Source organism: Pseudomonas sp. Q11, assembly GCF_024494355.1.
In the GTDB taxonomy this organism is placed as follows: Bacteria; Pseudomonadota; Gammaproteobacteria; order Pseudomonadales; family Pseudomonadaceae; genus Aquipseudomonas; species Aquipseudomonas hefeiensis.
The window spans coordinates 52,070-70,310 of the sequence record NZ_JAKNQY010000004.1 but is presented as its reverse complement, the minus strand read 5'-3'; the positions used below and the strand labels follow the sequence as shown (position 1 = coordinate 70,310).

At 61.0% G+C, this 18,241-nt stretch carries 12 protein-coding genes and 1 pseudogene; 8 read left to right on the top strand and 5 right to left on the bottom strand.

Going from position 1 to position 18,241, the window contains the following annotated elements; genetic code table 11:
* Positions 1-110 precede the first annotated feature (110 nt).
* The 3 genes from MA884_RS06080 (at position 111) to MA884_RS06070 (ending at position 4,501) form a co-directional block, all read left to right on the top strand.
* Positions 111-2,984, top strand: a complete 2,874-nt coding sequence (locus MA884_RS06080) for an EAL domain-containing protein (protein WP_256229541.1) — start codon at positions 111-113, stop codon at positions 2,982-2,984.
* 139 nt (positions 2,985-3,123) lie between these two features.
* Positions 3,124-3,990 (top strand): transcriptional regulator HexR, encoded by an 867-nt coding sequence (gene hexR / locus MA884_RS06075; RefSeq protein WP_003187110.1) that lies wholly within the window; start codon positions 3,124-3,126, stop codon positions 3,988-3,990.
* Positions 3,991-4,291: 301 nt separating this feature from the next.
* A complete protein-coding gene (locus MA884_RS06070; RefSeq protein WP_256229540.1) occupies positions 4,292-4,501 on the top strand; it encodes a PA3496 family putative envelope integrity protein in 210 nt (69 codons plus the stop codon).
* Here MA884_RS06070 and MA884_RS06065 read toward each other — a convergent pair.
* Entirely contained in the window at positions 4,443-5,405 is a 963-nt protein-coding gene (locus MA884_RS06065) for a LysR family transcriptional regulator (RefSeq protein WP_256229539.1), read from the bottom strand. The genes MA884_RS06070 and MA884_RS06065 overlap by 59 nt on opposite strands.
* Positions 5,406-5,594: 189 nt before the next feature.
* Here MA884_RS06065 and MA884_RS06060 point away from each other — a divergent pair, with 189 nt between their 5' ends.
* On the top strand, positions 5,595-7,010 hold the full coding sequence (locus tag MA884_RS06060; protein ID WP_025216234.1) for an acetyl-CoA carboxylase biotin carboxylase subunit: 1,416 nt from the start codon (positions 5,595-5,597) through the stop codon (positions 7,008-7,010).
* 102 nt (positions 7,011-7,112) lie between these two features.
* Positions 7,113-8,921 carry a sodium-extruding oxaloacetate decarboxylase subunit alpha gene (oadA, locus tag MA884_RS06055; RefSeq protein ID WP_256229538.1) on the top strand — a complete coding sequence of 603 codons (1,809 nt, stop codon included), beginning with the start codon at positions 7,113-7,115 and terminating at the stop codon, positions 8,919-8,921.
* Between the two features lie 63 nt (positions 8,922-8,984).
* Here oadA and MA884_RS06050 read toward each other — a convergent pair whose 3' ends face one another.
* The gene (locus tag MA884_RS06050; RefSeq protein WP_256229537.1) at positions 8,985-9,107 is read right to left on the bottom strand and encodes a hypothetical protein; all 123 of its coding nucleotides are present in this window, start codon (positions 9,105-9,107) and stop codon (positions 8,985-8,987) included.
* 134 nt (positions 9,108-9,241) lie between these two features.
* Between MA884_RS06050 and MA884_RS06045 the strand changes: the two are divergent.
* Together MA884_RS06045 and MA884_RS06040 are read left to right on the top strand one after the other, a co-directional pair.
* Positions 9,242-9,451, top strand: a pseudogene (locus MA884_RS06045) (homocysteine S-methyltransferase family protein); the annotation flags it as partial.
* A gap of 127 nt (positions 9,452-9,578) precedes the next feature.
* Positions 9,579-14,579: a dermonecrotic toxin domain-containing protein gene (locus tag MA884_RS06040; RefSeq protein WP_256229536.1), complete on the top strand. Its 5,001-nt coding sequence runs from the start codon at positions 9,579-9,581 to the stop codon at positions 14,577-14,579.
* Positions 14,580-14,784: 205 nt separating this feature from the next.
* Here MA884_RS06040 and MA884_RS06035 read toward each other — a convergent pair whose 3' ends face one another.
* From MA884_RS06035 to MA884_RS06025, 3 genes are read right to left on the bottom strand one after another with little or no spacing between them, the layout of a single operon-like run.
* Positions 14,785-15,456, bottom strand: a complete 672-nt coding sequence (locus MA884_RS06035; protein WP_256229535.1) for a GNAT family N-acetyltransferase — start codon at positions 15,454-15,456, stop codon at positions 14,785-14,787.
* A gap of 10 nt (positions 15,457-15,466) precedes the next feature.
* Positions 15,467-15,913 carry a GNAT family N-acetyltransferase gene (locus MA884_RS06030; RefSeq protein ID WP_256229534.1) on the bottom strand — a complete coding sequence of 149 codons (447 nt, stop codon included), beginning with the start codon at positions 15,911-15,913 and terminating at the stop codon, positions 15,467-15,469.
* A 2-nt stretch (positions 15,914-15,915) separates the two neighbouring features.
* The gene (locus MA884_RS06025) at positions 15,916-16,557 is read right to left on the bottom strand and encodes an FMN-binding negative transcriptional regulator (protein WP_256229533.1); all 642 of its coding nucleotides are present in this window, start codon (positions 16,555-16,557) and stop codon (positions 15,916-15,918) included.
* 100 nt (positions 16,558-16,657) lie between these two features.
* On the opposite strand from MA884_RS06025, the gene MA884_RS06020 reads away from it, so the two are divergent.
* Positions 16,658-18,205, top strand: coding sequence for a PLP-dependent aminotransferase family protein (locus MA884_RS06020; RefSeq protein ID WP_256229532.1), 1,548 nt, complete (start codon positions 16,658-16,660; stop codon positions 18,203-18,205).
* The last annotated feature ends 36 nt before the right edge of the window (positions 18,206-18,241 follow it).

The window sequence follows — 18,241 nt, the reverse complement described above, 5'->3', positions numbered from 1 at the left end:
TTCAGCATTTTTATGAGCTTGGGCAGTGTGGGATGGCCGCTGCCTTGTGTATGCTCGCTGCATGTTTCGGGTTCTCCATGCTCCGCTGAATAAGAACAAGAACAGTGCCTATGACCCTAAATTCCGATCTGGCGGGCCCCTGTGTGGAGCCGAGGATCATCTGTAAGCAGTACGCCACGGAAATGGCGGTCGAGCGCACAAGGCTGTTGTATCAGGGCTCGCTGCTGCCCACGCTGTTCATGCTCGTCAACGGTCTGGTTTGCGCCGCGTTGCTGTGGGGGCCTTCGCGTCACTTTCAGGTCAGTGTGTGGCTGGTCTGGTTGCTGTCGCTGGTGGCGCTGCGAGTTATTCAGGTCGCGGCCTTCGATTCGGCGATACCCAGCCGCCAGGCGCACCCGATATGGTTGCGAATGTTTTTGCTCGGCTCGGCGATGACCGGCCTGACATTGGCCGCGGCGGGCATCGCCCTGGTTCCGACTGACAGCTTCGAGCAACAAGCCTGGGTATTCGGCCTGATAGGCGCAGCGACCCTGTCGGCCAGCGTTGCCTATGCCGTGAGCCTTCCGGCGTTTTTGTCCTTTACCTTACCGTGCCTGTTGCCGGCCATCGGTTATCTCTTCTGGGGCGGTGATGAGCAGCAGCGCGGATGGGGCTGGCTCGGGCTGGTCGTACTGGTCTCGCTCAGCGTGGTCGCCTGGCAGGTCAACCGGTTGATACAAAGTGGCATGCTGCGCAGATTCCAGAACCAGGCGCTGATCGAGCATTTGCAGCAGGCTCAAGCCCGTAGCGCGCAGCTCAACGAGGCGCTTGGTCGGGAAGTTGAACAACGCCGCTGCGCCGAGGAAAAATTGCGCACAGCCCAGGTTGGGCTGGAGGCGCGCGTGGTACAGCGCAGCCTCGAGCTGGAGGCGACCAGCCAGGCCCTGAGCAAGAGCGAAGCCCGTCTTGACCTGGCACTCAAGGCCAGTGAGTTGGGGTTGTGGGACTGGAACCTGCAGACCGACGAAGTCCATCACACTCAACTCAAGGAACTGTTCGGCCTGGAGCCCGAGTACATCACAGCGATGCTCAGTCACCTGACCCCGCGCCTGCATCCTCAAGACGTGCCTGCCCTCAAGCGTGCCCTCGTTGAGCACCTCAAGGGCCGCAGCGAGGACTACCAGATCGAATACCGCGTACGTCACGGCGACGGCCATTGGGTCTGGATCGAAGACCGCGGTCGGGCCGTGGAGCGCAGCCCCAGTGGCCGAGTGCTGCGCATGGTCGGCACCCGGCGAGACATCAGCACCCGTAAAGAACTCGAGCAACAGCGCCAATTGGCGGCCACGGTTTTCGAGGCCGCCAGCGAAGGCATTGTGATTTTTGACCCGCATTACGCGCTGCTGGCCGCCAACCAGGCGTTCACGCGGGTCACCGGGTTTAATATCGATGACATGCTGGGGCGCAATGTGGTCGATCTGCCATGCAGTCGTGATGCTCGCCGGCACTATCCGATCATTCGTCAGGCGCTCAAACAGCACGGTACGTGGCAGGGAGAATTGGTGGAAGCTCGGGCCAATGGCGAATTGTATCCGCAGTGGCTGCAACTGAACGTGGTGCGCGATGCCCGGGGAAATGTAAGCCATATCGTGGGCTTCTTCGCCGATCTTTCGGCCAGGCGCGAATCCGAAGAGCGAATGCGTTACCTGACCCATTACGACGAGCTCACGGGGCTGGCGAACCGCTCGCTGTTCCGCGAGCGCTTGCACGAAGCCCACCAACGGGTGCGCCAGGGCGGACGACGCAGCCTGGCATTGCTGCATATCGACCTGGATCGTTTCAAGCTCCTCAACGATAGCCTCGGCCATGACGTTGCTGACCAACTGTTGCAGAAGATGGCCCGGCGCCTGATCAATGCGTTGCCCGAAGCGGACACCATCGCCCGCTTATCCGGCGATGAGTTCGGGGTGCTGTTCGATGCCTATGGCAACCTCTCCAGCCTGGCGCGGGTGGCGACCCGATTGTCCGCCAAGCTCCGTCTGCCGCTCACCATCGAGGGCCACGAACTGGTGGTCAGTGCCTCGATCGGCATCAGCATGTTGCCGGACAACGCGCGGGAAATCTCTACGCTGGTCAGCCAGGCGAACATGGCCATGCAACATGCCAAGCACTTGGGCGGCAACAATTTCCAGTTCTATACCGACAGCCTTCAGGCCAGCACGCTCGAGCGTCTGCAATTGGAGAATCAGCTGCGCAAGGCCCTGGAAGAACAGCAATTGAAGGTTTTTTATCAACCAAAATTGTGCCTGGCAACCGGTCGCCTGAATGCCGCCGAGGCGCTGGTGCGCTGGGATCATCCGGTCATGGGCAGGGTTCCGCCGGGGGATTTCATCAGCCTGGCCGAAGAGACCGGGCTGATCGGGCCGATCGGCGAGTTCGTGTTGCGCCAGGCCTGTTGGCAGGCGTGCCAATGGCAGCGTGAGGGGCTGGCGCCGATCAGGGTGTCGGTCAACCTGTCGGTGCATCAGTTGCGCCAGGGCAAGCTGGTCAGCCTGGTGCGCCAAGTGCTGGAAGAAACCGGCCTGGCGCCGCAATACCTGGAACTGGAGCTGACTGAAAGCCAGTTGCTCGACAGCGTTGAGCACATCATTGCTACGTTCCAGCAATTGCGCGACCTCGGGGTCAAGCTGGCGATCGATGACTTTGGTACCGGCTATTCCTCCCTGAGCTACCTCAAGCGCATCCCGGTGGATTACGTGAAAATCGACCAGGCGTTCATTCGTGGGTTGAAGGAGGGTAGCGAAGACGCGGCCATTACCCGGGCAATCATTGCAATGGCCCATGGGTTGTCGCTCAAAGTGGTGGCCGAAGGCGTCGAGCGGCCTGAGCAACTCGAATTTCTCAGAGTCGAGCAATGTGATGAAGTCCAGGGCTACCTCATCAGCCGTCCGGTTGAGGCCGAAGGCTTGGCCGCGTTGCTATGGGCCAATAAGGATATTTTATAGCGCGCTGTTGCTACATGGCGCGCATGCGGCATGAAACCGGGAGATTGAGTTCGCATTGGGCGGGCAAAAAGCCAACTCTTGTAGTATAACTACAAGCTTGCTACATCCCGGCACCTGCCAATAACAAGAGTCCAGTCCCTTGAACCTGTTGCAACACATCGCCCAGTCACGCCATCTGCTACGCAAGTCGGAGCTGAAAGTCGCCGATCACGTATTGCTTGATCCTGCGGCCGTGATGCACAGCTCCATGGCCGATCTTGCCCACAGCGTCGGCATCAGCGAACCGACCATTGTGCGTTTCTGTCGGGCCATCGGTTGCTCGGGTTTCCAGGACCTGAAACTCAAACTGGCGCAAAGCCTGGCCGCGGGTGCGAGCTTCGGCCAGTTTGCCATCCATGAAGACGATTCGGTCGCTGACTACAGCCTGAAAATTTTCGACACGACGCTGCATACCCTGATGGAAGTTCGCGAGAAACTCGATCCGGTGGCGTTGCAAAAAGCCGTCACGGCCATGTCCCAGGCCCAGCGTGTCGAGTTTTATGGCTTCGGTGCGTCGGGCGCCGTGGCGGCGGATGCCCAGCACAAGTTTTTCCGTTTGTTGCTCACGGCGGCGGCCTATTCCGACCCGCACATGCAGGCGATGTCGGCAGTCACGTTGAAACCTACTGACGTGGCGATCTGCATTTCCCAGTCGGGGCGCTCCAAAGACTTGCTGATCACCGCCAATCTGGTGCGCGAAAGCGGCGCCTCGCTGATCACCTTGTGCCCGAGCCAGACGCCCTTGGCTGAGCTCTCGACGGTGAACCTGGCCATCGATGTGCATGAAGACACCGAAATCTACACGCCGTTGACGTCGCGCATCGCCCATCTGGTGGTCATTGACGTGTTGGCGATGGGCGTTGCGATGGCGCGCGGCCCAAGCCTGGTCAACCACCTCAAGAGCGTGAAGCGCAGCCTGCGCAGCTTGCGGCTGTCACCTAAATCGGTGAAGGCGCTGGATGATTGAGTCCCGAGCCCAGAGGTTGAGGGGCTTCTGTGGCGAGGGAGCTTGCTCCCGCTCGACTGCGGTAGGAGCTGCCGAAGGCTGCGATCTTTTGATCTTTTGATCTTTTGATCTTTCGCTTGAGATTCAGTGTCTGGGGAAAGATCGCAGCCTCGTTGCACTCGACAGCTCCTACACAGCTCCTACGGCCCGGCGGGAGTAAGTGGCATTCGCCCGAATTCATCGTTCTGTAACGCACGTGCCGCCAAACCGTCATCGCGTGCCTGCATCGTAAAGCTCCCGTATACGTCTTGGGAGTCTCGACATGACCCAGTCCTACGAAGAACGCAGCGCCGTCAAAACCCGTCGTCAGCAGGAAGACCAGCGCCGCATGGCGTTCCGTCGTGCCATCGAAGACCGCTGTGAGCAGCGCCAGCTGCTGGCCGAAATCAGCGAGTTTCCGGACGCGGCAGAATTCAACTATTGGCAGGCAACACCGGCGGCTTCCCGTCGAAACGACCAACCAGGCCAATGATCTGAGCACGTTCGCCGCGAACGAACGCCAGGAAGGCGTGGGCCACCGGAGACAAGCGTTTCGCCTTGGCTTGTACCAGGCACCAACTGCGGTATAGCGGCAGTTCCTCCACTGGCAGCTCGATGAGTGCGCCGGATACCAGCTCTCGGCTTACGGCGTGGCGCGTCAGCAGCGCCACGCCCAGCCCCGCCAGCACGCATTCGCGTTGGGCCTCCGCCGACGCCACTTCCAGTGTCTGGGTGAAATGCACCCGTTTCTCCTTGAAATACTCCTCGCAGGCCAGCCGCGTGCCTGACCCCGGCTCGCGCAGCAGCAGCGTATACGGCTCAAGGTCCTGCAAGCGCAGCGGGCCCATGTGGCACAGCGGGTGGTCAGGCGGCGCCACGGCGACGATCGGATTATTGAGAAAAGGCAGGAATTCCAGGCCCATGTCCTGAGGCACCATGGACATGATCACCAGATCGTCCCGGTTGTCCGAGAGCCTTCGAATCACCTGGCCGCGATTGACCACCGTGAGGTTGAGGTTGACCTCAGGGTGCTGGCGCTTGAAGGCGGCGAACAGATGCGGCACGAAGTACTTGGCGCTGGATTCCACCGCCAGCTTCAGTTGGCCTTGCAGCGAGCCCTGCATGTCCGACAACTGCATGTCGAGGTTTTCCAGGCGGCCGAAGATGTCCCGGCTGGCGCGTTGAAGGGCTTCGGCGGCTTCGGTCATGTAGAGTTTTTTGCCAACGTACTCGAACAGCGGCTGGCCAATCAGCTCCTCAAGTGATCGAATCTGTAGGCTAACGGCCGGCTGGGTGAGCGACATTTCGTCGGCTGCGCGGCTGTAGGACCTCAGGTCGCACACCTCGTTGAAAATCTGCAGTTGACGCAATGTCATACGCATCAATGACTTACGCATTTTCTATAGGCTCTGGGTCGGGGCGGATGAGCCAACTATAAGTCTTTACTTATGCATGACCCAATAATTAATCATTTTTGTTAATCCACAGCCAGGACTAGTGTGGTGCTGCGACCGATTGTTACATCTGGTCACGCGTCGACCTGAACCTCCCAGGTCGTGGTATCACCGGCTCAAGGGAACCTCCAATTGATAACAAAGATCCTGATCGCCAACCGTGGTGAGATTGCCGTCCGCATCGTGCGCGCTTGCGCCGAGATGGGCATTCGCTCGGTCGCGGTCTATTCCGACGCGGACCGCCATGCGTTGCATGTCAAGCGTGCGGACGAGGCCCACAGCATCGGCGCCGATCCGCTGGCCGGCTACCTCAACCCGCGCAAACTGGTGAACCTGGCCGTGGAGACCGGTTGCGATGCGCTGCATCCCGGTTACGGTTTTCTTTCGGAAAACGCCGAGCTGGCGGACATCTGCGCCGAGCGCGGAATCAAATTCATCGGCCCGTCGGCCGAAGTCATTCGCCGCATGGGCGACAAGACCGAGGCGCGTCGCAGCATGATCAAGGCCGGCGTACCGGTCACGCCGGGCACCGAAGGCAACGTATCGGGCATCGAAGAGGCCCTGACCGAAGGCGACCGCATCGGTTACCCAGTGATGCTCAAGGCCACATCCGGTGGTGGCGGTCGGGGTATCCGCCGTTGCAACAGCCGCGAAGAGCTCGAACAGGCTTTCCCTCGGGTCATTTCCGAGGCTACCAAGGCCTTCGGCTCGGCCGAAGTGTTCCTGGAAAAGTGCATCGTCAATCCCAAGCACATCGAAGCGCAGATCCTGGGTGACAGTTTCGGCAACGTGGTGCATCTGTTCGAGCGTGACTGCTCGATCCAGCGTCGCAACCAAAAGCTGATCGAGATCGCCCCCAGCCCACAACTGACGCCTGAGCAGCGTGCGTACATTGGCGACCTGTCGGTGCGCGCCGCCAAGGCCGTGGGCTACGAAAATGCTGGCACCGTGGAGTTCCTGCTCGCCGAAGGCGAGGTGTACTTCATGGAGATGAACACCCGGGTGCAGGTGGAACACACCATCACCGAAGAAATCACCGGTATCGACATCGTTCGCGAACAGATCCGCATCGCCTCCGGGCTGCCGCTGTCGGTCAAGCAGGAAGACATCCTGCACCGGGGTTTTGCGTTGCAGTTCCGTATCAACGCCGAGGATCCGAAAAACAACTTCCTGCCCAGCTTCGGCAAGATCACCCGTTATTACGCCCCTGGCGGTCCGGGTGTGCGCACCGACACGGCGATCTACACCGGCTACACCATTCCGCCGTTCTACGATTCGATGTGCCTGAAGCTGGTGGTCTGGGCGCTGACCTGGGAAGAAGCAATGGACCGTGGCCTGCGGGCCCTGGACGACATGCGCCTGCAGGGGGTCAAGACCACTGCCGCGTATTACCAGGAAATCCTGCGCAACCCGGAATTTCGTAGTGGCCAGTTCAATACCAGCTTCGTTGAAAGCCATCCTGAGCTGACCAACTACTCGATCAAGCGCAAACCCGAAGAGCTGGCCCTGGCCATCGCCGCCGCCATTGCCGCCCACGCAGGCTTATGAATAAGCAGCGGCAAGCCCCAAGCTGCAAGCTGCAAGTAAAAGCCGATTCGCTCTTACTTGCCGCTTGTAGCTTGCAGCTTGTCGCTATGAGGAGATCGTGAAATGCCCAAGAAAATCTTTGTTACCGACACAATCCTGCGCGACGCCCACCAATCGCTGCTTGCCACTCGCATGCGTACCGAAGACATGCTGCCGATCTGCGACAAGCTCGACAAAGTCGGCTATTGGTCGCTGGAAGTCTGGGGCGGCGCGACATTCGACGCCTGCGTGCGCTTTCTGAAGGAAGACCCGTGGGAGCGCTTGCGCCAACTGCGCGCGGGGCTGCCCAACACGCGCCTGCAAATGCTCCTGCGCGGCCAGAACCTGCTGGGCTATCGCCATTACAGCGATGACGTGGTCAAGGCGTTCGTGGCCAAGGCCGCCGTCAATGGCATCGACGTGTTCCGTATTTTCGATGCGATGAACGACGTGCGTAACCTGCGGGTCGCTATCGAAGCGGTGAAGGCCGCCGGCAAGCACGCCCAGGGCACCATCGCCTACACCACCAGCCCGGTGCACACCATCGAAGCCTTCGTGGCGCAGGCCAAGCAAATGGAAGCCATGGGTTGCGACTCGGTGGCGATCAAGGACATGGCCGGCCTGCTGACCCCGTACGCCACCGGCGAACTGGTGAAAGCGCTGAAGGCCGAGCAATCGTTGCCGGTGTTCATCCACTCCCACGACACCGCCGGCCTGGCCGCGATGTGCCAGCTCAAGGCAATCGAAAACGGTGCCGATCACATTGACACCGCGATCTCCAGCTTCGCCTGGGGCACCAGCCATCCGGGTACCGAGTCGATGGTCGCGGCCCTTAAAGGCAGTGAATTCGACACGGGGCTGGACCTGGAGTTGTTGCAGGAAATCGGCCTGTACTTCTACGCCGTGCGCAAGAAGTACCACCAGTTCGAAAGCGAGTTCACCGCCGTGGACACTCGTGTCCAGGTCAACCAGGTACCGGGAGGGATGATTTCCAACCTTGCCAACCAGTTGAAAGAGCAGGGCGCACTGAACCGGATGAACGAAGTGCTGGCTGAGATTCCGCGGGTGCGCGAAGACCTCGGCTTCCCGCCGCTGGTGACTCCGACCTCGCAGATCGTCGGCACCCAGGCGTTCTTCAACGTGTTGGCCGGTGAGCGCTACAAGACCATCACCAACGAAGTGAAGCTCTACCTGCAGGGCGGCTACGGCAAGGCGCCGGGTTCGGTGAGTGAAAAGCTGCGTCGCCAGGCCATCGGCAGCGAAGAGGTGATCGACGTGCGTCCGGCCGATTTGCTCAAGCCGGAAATGACCAAGCTGCGTGGCGAAATCGGCGCATTGGCCAAATCCGAGGAAGACGTACTGACCTACGCCATGTTCCCGGACATCGGGCGCAAATTCCTCGAAGAACGCGACGCCGGCACCCTGACCCCGGAAGTGCTGCTGCCAATTCCCGAGGCGGGCAGTGTGAGCTCGGCGGGCGGCGAAGGCGTGCCGACCGAGTTCGTCATCGACGTTCACGGCGAGACCTACCGCGTCGACATCACCGGTGTGGGCGTCAAGGCCGAAGGCAAGCGTCACTTCTACCTGTCCATCGATGGCATGCCCGAAGAGGTCGTGTTCGAACCACTCAATGAATTTGTCAGCGGCGGCAGCAGCAAGCGTAAGCAAGCCACTGCGCCGGGCCATGTCAGCACCACCATGCCGGGCAACATCGTCGATGTGCTGGTCAAGGAAGGCGATGTGGTGAAGGCCGGCCAAGCGGTGCTTATCACCGAGGCCATGAAAATGGAGACCGAAGTGCAGGCGGCCATCGCCGGCAAGGTCACCGCCATTCATGTCGCCAAGGGCGACCGGGTCAATCCGGGCGAGATTCTGATCGAGATCGAAGGCTGAGCTAACAGCCTCGATACAACCGTTTAACCTCGGGGGGGCATGTGCTCCCCTTTTTTTTGCTTGTCAGAACATCATTCGCCATTGGCCCATCAGCGCGCCGTTGCGGTTGTCCTGACCGGTTTCACCCCTATAACTCACCCCCAAGGTATGCCGGGGCGATACGGCCAGGTCCAGCCCGGCGAGCATATGCACCGGACGCTAAAAATTACGTTGCCTCAACCTCCGGCGATTGCCTGGGAGGCCCAGCAGCGTCACTTTGGAGGCGGCTGTGGGAGCAAAGCTTGCTCGCGAAGGCGGCGGCACATTTAGCATTGATGTGAGCTGACCCACCGCTATCGCGAGCAAGCTTTGCTCCCACAGGATTGGCGGTGGGCACGGATCTTATAAACGACCCGCTGCGCGAAGACCTTGACCCACCGGGTTATCTGCAATGGGTGGCGGACTGGCGCCAGCGCGGGGCCCACCACCTGGGCGGCCGTTGCGGGATCGGGCCGGAGCATATTGCTGTGTTGGCGCAACAGCTGGACTGAGCTGCGCGGCAGGACATCCACGCTTACGATTCTCGTCGCTTGCGCGGCGATGCCTATATATATGTATGTCATCTGCGCTGTCGCGACGGGATAGGGTCCGGTTTCCTCAATCAAACCGGACCCTTGAATGTCTACTTTTCCCGAAGATGAGCCGGGCGCGCCATCGAATACCTCTGTTGTCCCCCTTAAACCCAGCCACGGGTTACCCAGCGGCCCCGAAAGCAAGGCTCAAGGCGATCTGCTCAGCCCCAAGGGAAAAGAGCAGGCCAGGTTATTGGGCTTGCTGGACACCAACCAGGCGAAACTGGCGCGTTTGTTCGCCGGTCTTCCCACGTTCGACACCGTGCTCAAGCGTTTGCTGGTGGACACGCTGCAAACCAAGATCCCCCCGCGCAAGTTACGCGCCGCACGGCCTGAGGAGATCGATCCGGACTTCTGCTATGTGGGTCACTTCAAGGCTGACTCGAACGGTAGGCGTTCACTGACGACCTCGGAGAGTTTTACCGACGTCCTGTGGCGGTGCTTGCAGACGGACACGCCCGCGACCTACACGGGCGGTGGCGTGGGTTTCTTCACCCGTCCAGACTCGGTGAAGGAAGCCGACAGCCTGTTTGTCGGCCCGCTGGATTTACAGGATCTACGGGCCATGGAGGCGGTGCTCTATCTCGCCAACCCCACCACGAATGAACGCGTGAAACGCCAGTTTCGCGACGACTTGACCCAGTTTCGCAATCGCCGCTACCGCGAAGGCACCCTTGAGCTACCCACCACGGCTGCGGCCTTCGCTCATTGGCTTTCCCTGCGCTTCCTGCATTTTTTCAACCTGTACAAAGTCGATCGGGGGCCGGCCAGCGGACTCACCCCGAGTGAGCGCATCCAGCAGAAAGACGAAGATCGCCTGCTGGACATCATCACCACCCATCCCGCCAAGGCGGACCGAGACCGATTGCTACTGGCCCCTATCCCCCATGTCTACAGCGTGATGCTGGACATGGGCATGGCCGCGCCGCAGAAATGGCCCGCCGCGATGGTGATCAAGTTTACCGATCGACTGACGTTGTTCCTGTACTCCCTGGAAGGTGGGATACAGCGCTTCCGTTCTATCCAGGACCTGACCAGCAATGTGCAGCCGACCCACGACGGGCAGGCGCGCACGATCCTCGATATTTCCTCCGAGCTGTCCGGGCATGTGTTCGAAGTGGCGGCGGATGACCTGCTGCAGTTGCAAAGCGCGGCCCTGGAAACGGTGCTGAACGCGCCAGGCAACGAGACGCTCCCGTTGAACGCCTTCGCTCAAGGTGCAGAAAGTGCATTGGGCCTGCCCATGTTGGCACTGGCCGGGCCCCTGGCGGTGCGCCAGCAAACCCTGGTGGAAAACAATCGCCCGGGGTTCTACCGGGCCGCGACCCGTTCCGAGCAAGCGCATTATCGTCGTCTGGAAGGGCAGGTATTCAAGGCGGTCTATGCGTTGGGCGGCGGTGTCCAGACGCTGCTGCAGTTCGCGCGCCAGCAGATCAGGCAGTACCTTGAGCGCACCGTGTATCCGGGTATCGAGCCGGACCCGGACAAAACCATGGTCACGCTGTTCCAGGGCGGCAAAGCTCGTCCGAGCCAGTTCCGTACCAGCAGCCTGACCCAGCTGATGCTCGATAACCTGCGCCCGCATCAATACCCGAATGCGATGCGGGAAGTCCTGCCGGTTAACCTGCTCGATCGACATGGCCAACGTGTCAGGCACCCGGCCAACGGCTTTTTTGTCACCTTGACGGGCGACCAACTGGCGCGGATGGCAAACCATCTTGATGTCGGGGGCCATTATGAAACCCTGTTGCGCAAGGAGATGAATAAACCTCGCTACAAGGCCGCCTGGCAGGCGGCGTATCTGGCTAATTTGCAATTCAAGGGCTACGAGGCTTCGCTCAGGGGCGACGAGGTGTTCAAGACCACCGTGCTCGATAAGGCCTTCGACCCACCGAGGTCGCGCAAGCGGGTGGCTGTCTGGCTGGACACGGTGCTGCGTTCGCCGACAGCGGCGGGGCGTGCCTGGGTCGATGGGCGCAAGGTCTGTGTCCATGGCCTGGTGCTGGGCGGCAGCGTGGGGGCGGGTGGGCAGCAAGATGCGCTAAACAATGCAGTCAGCATCGATGGCGTGTTGATTTTTTCCGATCAGGACGGCCCGGATATCCAGGGCACCGTGGGCGTTTATTTCCCGGACAGCCCCGGTGGCGATGATTTCCGTGAGTTCGCCGACCTGAACGACGGCATTGTCGAGCTGTTGCCGAAAGAAGAATGGCAGGCGTATTTCCGTTCGCGTATTTCCACGCTGGACCCCACGCAGATAAAGCGTTCATTGGGGCAGCAGGGCGGTCGTCCGCTGATTCGTGGGGTGCTGTTCAGCGGTGATCTTTTTGAAGAGCTCCACCGAGCCTACGTCGACTTCCAAAGCGCCTACGCGGATCACCGCTCCAACAGCAACCGGGACATCAGTCATCAAACCGCGGCGAAGCTGGCGATGATGACGGTCGAGATCATTTTTGACCTGGCCGGCCTGCTGCTGGTGCCCGGTTTCCAGATGCTCAAGCGCGCCATCAACACCGGCTTGCTGGTGCTCAAGACCGGTGCTGTTCCTACGAACCTGTCCACCCTGGCGTTCGTCGACCGTGTGGCCAACCATGTGCAGAAAGGACTGGTCGGCGGGGTGAACGTGCCGGTACGCGGCCGGTCCACTTTCATGGCGGTGACGGCTCGCCAAAACCAGGCCGAAGCGCTGGGCGGACTGCCGCTGGAAGAGGCGCTCTATCACCGTTATGCCGTGACGGATACCTCGCTGCTGCAAGGCGTCACCCCGGATCCCCAGGGTTTTTATCGCCCCACGATCACGCAGAACGCCACGGGGAGCGTGACCCGCCCGGTGTATGTGCGACAACCCGACGGGACGGTGTTCCGGGTGCACGACCATACGCGGTTGAGGGCCACCGAGGCCAACATCGTCGACCCGGTCACGGGCTTGAGCATCCGCTCCAGTGGCGTGAGCAGAAGTACCGTGGCGCGGATGCCCGATGGCGAGTGGCGCTCGGTAGGCCACGGTTGGGGTGGGGGCAAGCGCCCGCGCAAGACATCCCCTCAGCCAGGTCCCTCGAACCCCAAGAGACCTGCCACGTCGTCTCGCACCGCTGCCGATCTGGTGCGCACGTCTGGCGAGTGGGATGTCGAGATCATGGATCTGGTCCCAGCTCTCATCACCCGGCTGCCGAATTGGCCACGCAACCGCAGCTTGTTGATCATCGAGCAAAGACCGGACCGTCAAGACTGGTCAGTGCGTTTTACGCCGGGACAGGGTGAACGGGCTTATCCGGCGATTAATCATCCGCTCCGATCAGACACCGATGTGGTCTTGAGCCGAATCGGCGAGAACCATTACAACCTGGAACTGGGCGCAGAGGTCGTCACGTTCGATGCCGACGGTGACTGCTTCTTTAACGCGGTCGCTCGGGGCTTGAACGAAGGGCGGGCACAGCAAACGTTTTCGATGCAGGGATTGCGCAACGGCGTCGCCGATTACATCGATCTGCATCCGGAAGTTCATGATTACCTGGTGGCGCAACCCTCCGGGATCCAGCAAGCGCTCTCTGATAATGCACGGACGCTGGCAGATATCATGGACGAGTCGGCCGTGCTCGATCTGACTCGAATCATCTACGGCGGTGACAATCCACATGGCTTGTTCCAGCCGCTGCGCAATTACTTGAACCTGTATGTAAGAGAAATGGAGCGCAGGGTATTGAACCAGGCCCGAGTGGCTGACTTGCCGCCGGAGATCCTGCAACACATCGGGCGCCTTCTCTCACCCCGTGAGCCGGGACGCCTGATGCTGAGCAGCATTCCGTATTACACGCAAAAGGATCAGGCCTTGCAGGCGTTCTTCGAGGATGTGCTGCTGCAGCCCATCGACAGTCGGGAAATCGCCGAACTGCTCAATAATGAATACCTCATGCTCACTCAGGACGTGGTGCACATCATGCTCGAGTACGGTGTCAGGGCCCGTGACCTGACAGACCATCATCCTCGCAATGACATGGCCTTCGTCGAATACGATGAAGCCGTGCATGGGCAGCTCAATGCCGATCAGCTCGAACAACAACTCGACGGTAAGTATCTGGTAGATCCCGATGATATCGAGAAAGCGAGGAGACGATTCCAGTATGAAACGGGCACGGACATCGAAGACGATATAGATTTGATGGACCAGTTCAAATACTACGACAGGGTCGAGGACCTCACGGACCTGCTCACTGTGACCCTAAAGCGTTACCCCGCCTTACTGAGGCGGGCCCAGATCCTCCTGCGCAGCCCTGTGATCGCCTCCAATCTGGGCGGCCTGTTTCCGGTGAGGAATCTTGCGGCATGGATCCGTAATCCGGCATTGAATAACACGCGACTTCAAATCGTTGCCGAATATGCCAGCAGTCGTTATCAAGAGGTGGTGAGATGGGGTCGCATTGACATTGATTGGATGCGGCCGTTCAGTGATAGCAATCTACGCAACCTTGTTTACCGTCAGAATGAATTAGTGGAGTTTTGGGATTTTCTCCAAGGCGTGCGCTATCTCGATAAGAGCAATATGTCGAATGCCACGGGTTTATTCAGCATGACAGGGCAGATGGTTCCCAACAGCCGGATCGCGGTTTTGTTCGAGGTCCCGTACCTCTGGCAATCCATTCAAAACATGCCCGGTATCTCAGCGCGCAGCGCCCGGCGAATCTGGGAAGACCTGGTGGGGCCGGAGTTCAGCGATGAGAATATCCGGCAGACACTGGCGCGGCCTGATTCGCTGAGTTCCGAGTCGGCGTTCACCAGCGCGTTGATCGACAGCCTTGCCGCCGACGAGGCCCGCGCCCATCAGGTTATTCTCGGCACTTATGACGTGACCCCAAGACAGGTCCTGGCATTTCTGCACAACTTTGACTTTCCAGGGACGTTTGCCGAGCACAGCCGCCTGACGCTTGGGCTTTACCTGAGTCGTCATGGATCGATACCGAACTGGGCCTGGCAATACGCCCGACCGGGGGTGACCCCCGAATCGCTCCGCTCATTCCTGGCGGCACGCAAAACCTCGACCCCTGAGTGATTCGAGGCGTTTCTGTGGCGAGGGAGCTTGCTCCCGCTGGGCTGCGCAGCAGCCCCAAAAAGGCTGAGCGCAATCAACCTGATCCACCGAGGCGGCAGGCTTCAGGGCTGCTTCGCAGCCCAGCGGGAGCAAGCTCCCTCGCCACAGGGGGCTGTGGTGGGGCGGATATTGGATTCCAACCACGGGTAGGTGGCCGGCGGCGGTCCTAGGCCCGGCATTCCGCCAAGCCGCGCACCTGCCCGTCCTCGCGCTGGTTCTCGTCGCTCAACCAGCGCTCGAACCCGGCGCCGATGGCGGGCCATTCCGAGTCCAGCATTGAGTACCAGGCAGTGTCGCGGTTCTGGCCCTTGACCACCATGTGCTGGCGGAACACGCCTTCGAACGTGAACCCCAGCCGCTCGGCGGCGTATCTGGAGCGGGCGTTGGCGTTGTTGCACTTCCACTCCAGGCGGCGATAACCCAGGGCGAAGGACTCCTTGGCCAGCAGATAAACCGCCTCGGTGCTTTTCGGCGAGCGCTGCATCGGCGCGCCGAAGGTGACGTGGCCGATCTCGATACGGCCTTGGGCCGGGACGATCGACATCAGGCTGAGAATGCCCTGCACCTCGCCGCTGGCGCGGTCGATCACGCTGAAGAAATACGGGTCGGTGTTGGCCGCATGGTTGTTCAGCCAGGCATCGAACGCGCCGCGATCCTTGAACGGGCCATAGGGCAAGTAATCCCAGAGTTTCGGGTCGGCTCCGGGGCCTTCGAGGGCTTGCCACAGGCCATCGGCATGCCGCGCCGGATCGAGTTTTTCCAGGCGGATGAAACGCCCTTCGAGCAACTGCGCAGAAGGCGCCGGCGCACCTTTCCAATCAGCGAGTGAAGACGACATGGGGCGCTCCTTAAAGGGCTTTGCGAAATTGAATGAAGCCTGGGCGCTCGGCGATGCGCTCGTAGAGCTGGATCGCCGTGGCGTTGGTTTCGTGGGTCAACCAGTGCACCTTGCAGCAACCGTCGGCCTTGGCGGTGGCGTAGACGAATTCGATGAGCTGGCGACCCACACCGGTGCCACGGCATTGTTCCGTCACCAGCAGATCTTGCAGGTAGCAGGAATTCTCGATGCTCCAGTTCGAACGGTGATAGATAAAGTGCACCAGGCCCACCGCCGTGTCGCCATCCCAGGCGAGGGCAGCATGGGTCGGTTCATGCTCATCGAGCAAGCGTTGCCAGGTGCTTTGGCTGACGGCGTCCGGCAATTCGGTCGTATAGAATCGCAGGTAGGCCTGCCACAACGGCAGCCAGGCGGCGTGATCGTCGGCGCTGACGCGACGGATTTCGAGTTGGCTCATGTTCACTCCTTGGACGATTGTTCAGGCATCAGGTGGGCGAGGGCCTGGTCCTGCGGGTCGGGGCTGGCGGCGAGCCCGTTGCGTACGCCGGCGACATCCGCCGGGCTGCGGTTCTGGCTGAGCTTGCGCTTGCCTTCCAGGCGCTGGATGGGCAGGGCGAAGCCGACGATGGCCTTGAGCATGCTGTCGATGTACTCGGCCGGTGCGTCATCGATCTTCCACGGCTGCTCGCGAGCGGTTTCGTGGCGGTCGGTGAGGGCGCCGACCAGGTTGCGCAGGCGCTGCGCGTCGCTGAACACCTCGGCGCTGCCGTAGGCGTGCACGGCCACGTAGTTCCAGGTCGGCACGACTTTGCCGTGTTCGGCCTTGCTTGGGTAGAAACCCGGGCTGACGTAGGCCTCGGCACCGGCGAATATCACCAGGGCCTCGGCACCGGCTTCCAAGTCGCGCCATTGAGGATTGGCCCGGGCCATGTGCCCGTAGAGGCTGCCGTTCGGCCCCTGTTGTGTGTCCAGCAGCAGCGGCAAATGGCTGGCCTGCAAACCGTGTTCACCGTGGGTGACCAATACGGCCAGGCGGCAATCGCTCATCATCTGGTGCAGTTGAGGCAGGTCTGCGACGGCAAAGGCTTTGGGGTTGTACATGATGATTTTCCTTGGCGAATGCGAGCATCCTAGGCAGGCTATTGGTCTGTTGTAAGAGCCACTTCCGGCCAATTCGATAGGTCCATTCGTGAGGACTGTCATGCACAACGCCGCGCCACCACTGTCGTTCAACCCTGCTGGGATCGAGCTGGATCGCCGCCAGGGACTCAGCCGCCAGCTTTACCAGGCGTTGCGTGCCCGGGTGCTGGACGGACGCCTGGCCAGTGGCACGCGCCTGCCGGCCAGCCGAGACCTGGCGGCGGCCTTGTCGATTTCGCGCAACAGCGTGGTGCGCGCCTACGATCAGCTCTACGCCGAGGGCTTCATCGAAGGGCGGGTCGGAAACGGTACTTACGTGGCGAAACTCTCCTCGACGACACTGCCGCTGAAAAACATATCCACAAAAGTATCCACAGGGTTTTCAACAGGCTTACCCACAGTCTTATCCACAGATTGGCTTGATTTGCCTGTGATTTCATCCAGTAAAGTTATCCACAGCGACGCCTTGAACCGCGTGGAAAACCACCATTTACCCCAGCCACCCAGTGGCCCGCCACGCGCATTCAGGGTCGGCGTGCCGGCTTTCGATCTGTTCCCTTTCGACGTCTGGGCCAAGCTGAATGCGGCTTTCTGGCGCAAGCCGGACCTGCAACAGCTGTGTTATGGCGATTCCCAAGGGGATGCGCGCTTGCGCGGGCTGATCGCCGCTTATTTGCGCAGCTCCCGGGGGTTGCACTGCACGGCTGAACAAATTGTGATCACCAGTGGCGCCCAGCAGGGCATCAGCCTTTGTGCACAGCTGCTGGTGGACCCGGGCGACGTCGTGGCGGTGGAAAACCCCGGCTATCGCGCGGCCGGGCATGCGTTTGCCGTTGCCGGTGCCGACGTCAGGGGCGTGCCGGTCGATGGCGATGGTTTGGATTGCACGGCGCTCGGTGGGTTGAGCCACTGTCGGCTGGCCTACGTCACCCCGTCCCACCAGTATCCGACCGGGGTGGTCATGAGCCTGCCACGGCGCCTGGAACTGTTGGCCTGGGCCGAACGCAACGACGGCTGGATCGTCGAGGACGACTACGATGGCGAGTACCGCTACAGCGGCGCGCCCCTGGCACCCTTGGCTGCATTGGATCGCCACGGGCGGGTGCTCTACGTCGGCACCTTCGGCAAAGTGGCGTTCCCGGCCTTGCGCCTGGGCTACCTGGTGCTACCGTCTGGCCTGGTCAACGCATTCGCCCGCCGGCGTGCCGTGGACGTGCGCCACTCCGAAGTCAGTACCCAGGCGGTGATGGCCGAGTTCATGGCTGCCGGGCATTTCCAGCGGCATATCCGGCGGATGCGCAGGGCCGCCCTGGCCCGGCGGGACGCGTTGCTGGCGGGCTGGCCCGAGGCCGTTGCAGGTGTTGGCGCCATGCCCACGGTGGTAGCCGGGTTGCATGTCACGGTTCCTGTGGAGAGCATCGAGCGCGAGTGCGAACTGATCGCCCAAGCGGCCAGCGCAGGCGTGGAAGTCAATGGCCTGAGTGGCTACTGGTTGCCCGCCACAACACCGTCGCAGGTGCGCGCCGGGTTGGTGCTAGGGTTTGCGGCCGTCCCGCCAGCGGCGATAGACATCGCGCTGGCGGGCCTGGCAACCGCCTGGAAAATCTGAAGACGCGCAACCAGGACATCTGTGGATGCCCTGGTT

Coding starts and splice junctions, on each gene's coding strand:
- MA884_RS06035 (WP_256229535.1), bottom strand. CDS start 15,456: ATGTCGTCTTCACTCGCTGATTGGAAAGGTGCGCCGGCGCCTTCTGCG.
- oadA (WP_256229538.1), top strand. CDS start 7,113: ATGCCCAAGAAAATCTTTGTTACCGACACAATCCTGCGCGACGCCCAC.
- MA884_RS06050 (WP_256229537.1), bottom strand. CDS start 9,107: ATGCTCGCCGGGCTGGACCTGGCCGTATCGCCCCGGCATACCTTGGGG.
- MA884_RS06070 (WP_256229540.1), top strand. CDS start 4,292: ATGACCCAGTCCTACGAAGAACGCAGCGCCGTCAAAACCCGTCGTCAG.
- MA884_RS06030 (WP_256229534.1), bottom strand. CDS start 15,913: ATGAGCCAACTCGAAATCCGTCGCGTCAGCGCCGACGATCACGCCGCC.
- MA884_RS06020 (WP_256229532.1), top strand. CDS start 16,658: ATGCACAACGCCGCGCCACCACTGTCGTTCAACCCTGCTGGGATCGAG.
- MA884_RS06040 (WP_256229536.1), top strand. CDS start 9,579: ATGTCTACTTTTCCCGAAGATGAGCCGGGCGCGCCATCGAATACCTCT.
- MA884_RS06065 (WP_256229539.1), bottom strand. CDS start 5,405: ATGCGTAAGTCATTGATGCGTATGACATTGCGTCAACTGCAGATTTTC.
- MA884_RS06080 (WP_256229541.1), top strand. CDS start 111: ATGACCCTAAATTCCGATCTGGCGGGCCCCTGTGTGGAGCCGAGGATC.
- MA884_RS06025 (WP_256229533.1), bottom strand. CDS start 16,557: ATGTACAACCCCAAAGCCTTTGCCGTCGCAGACCTGCCTCAACTGCAC.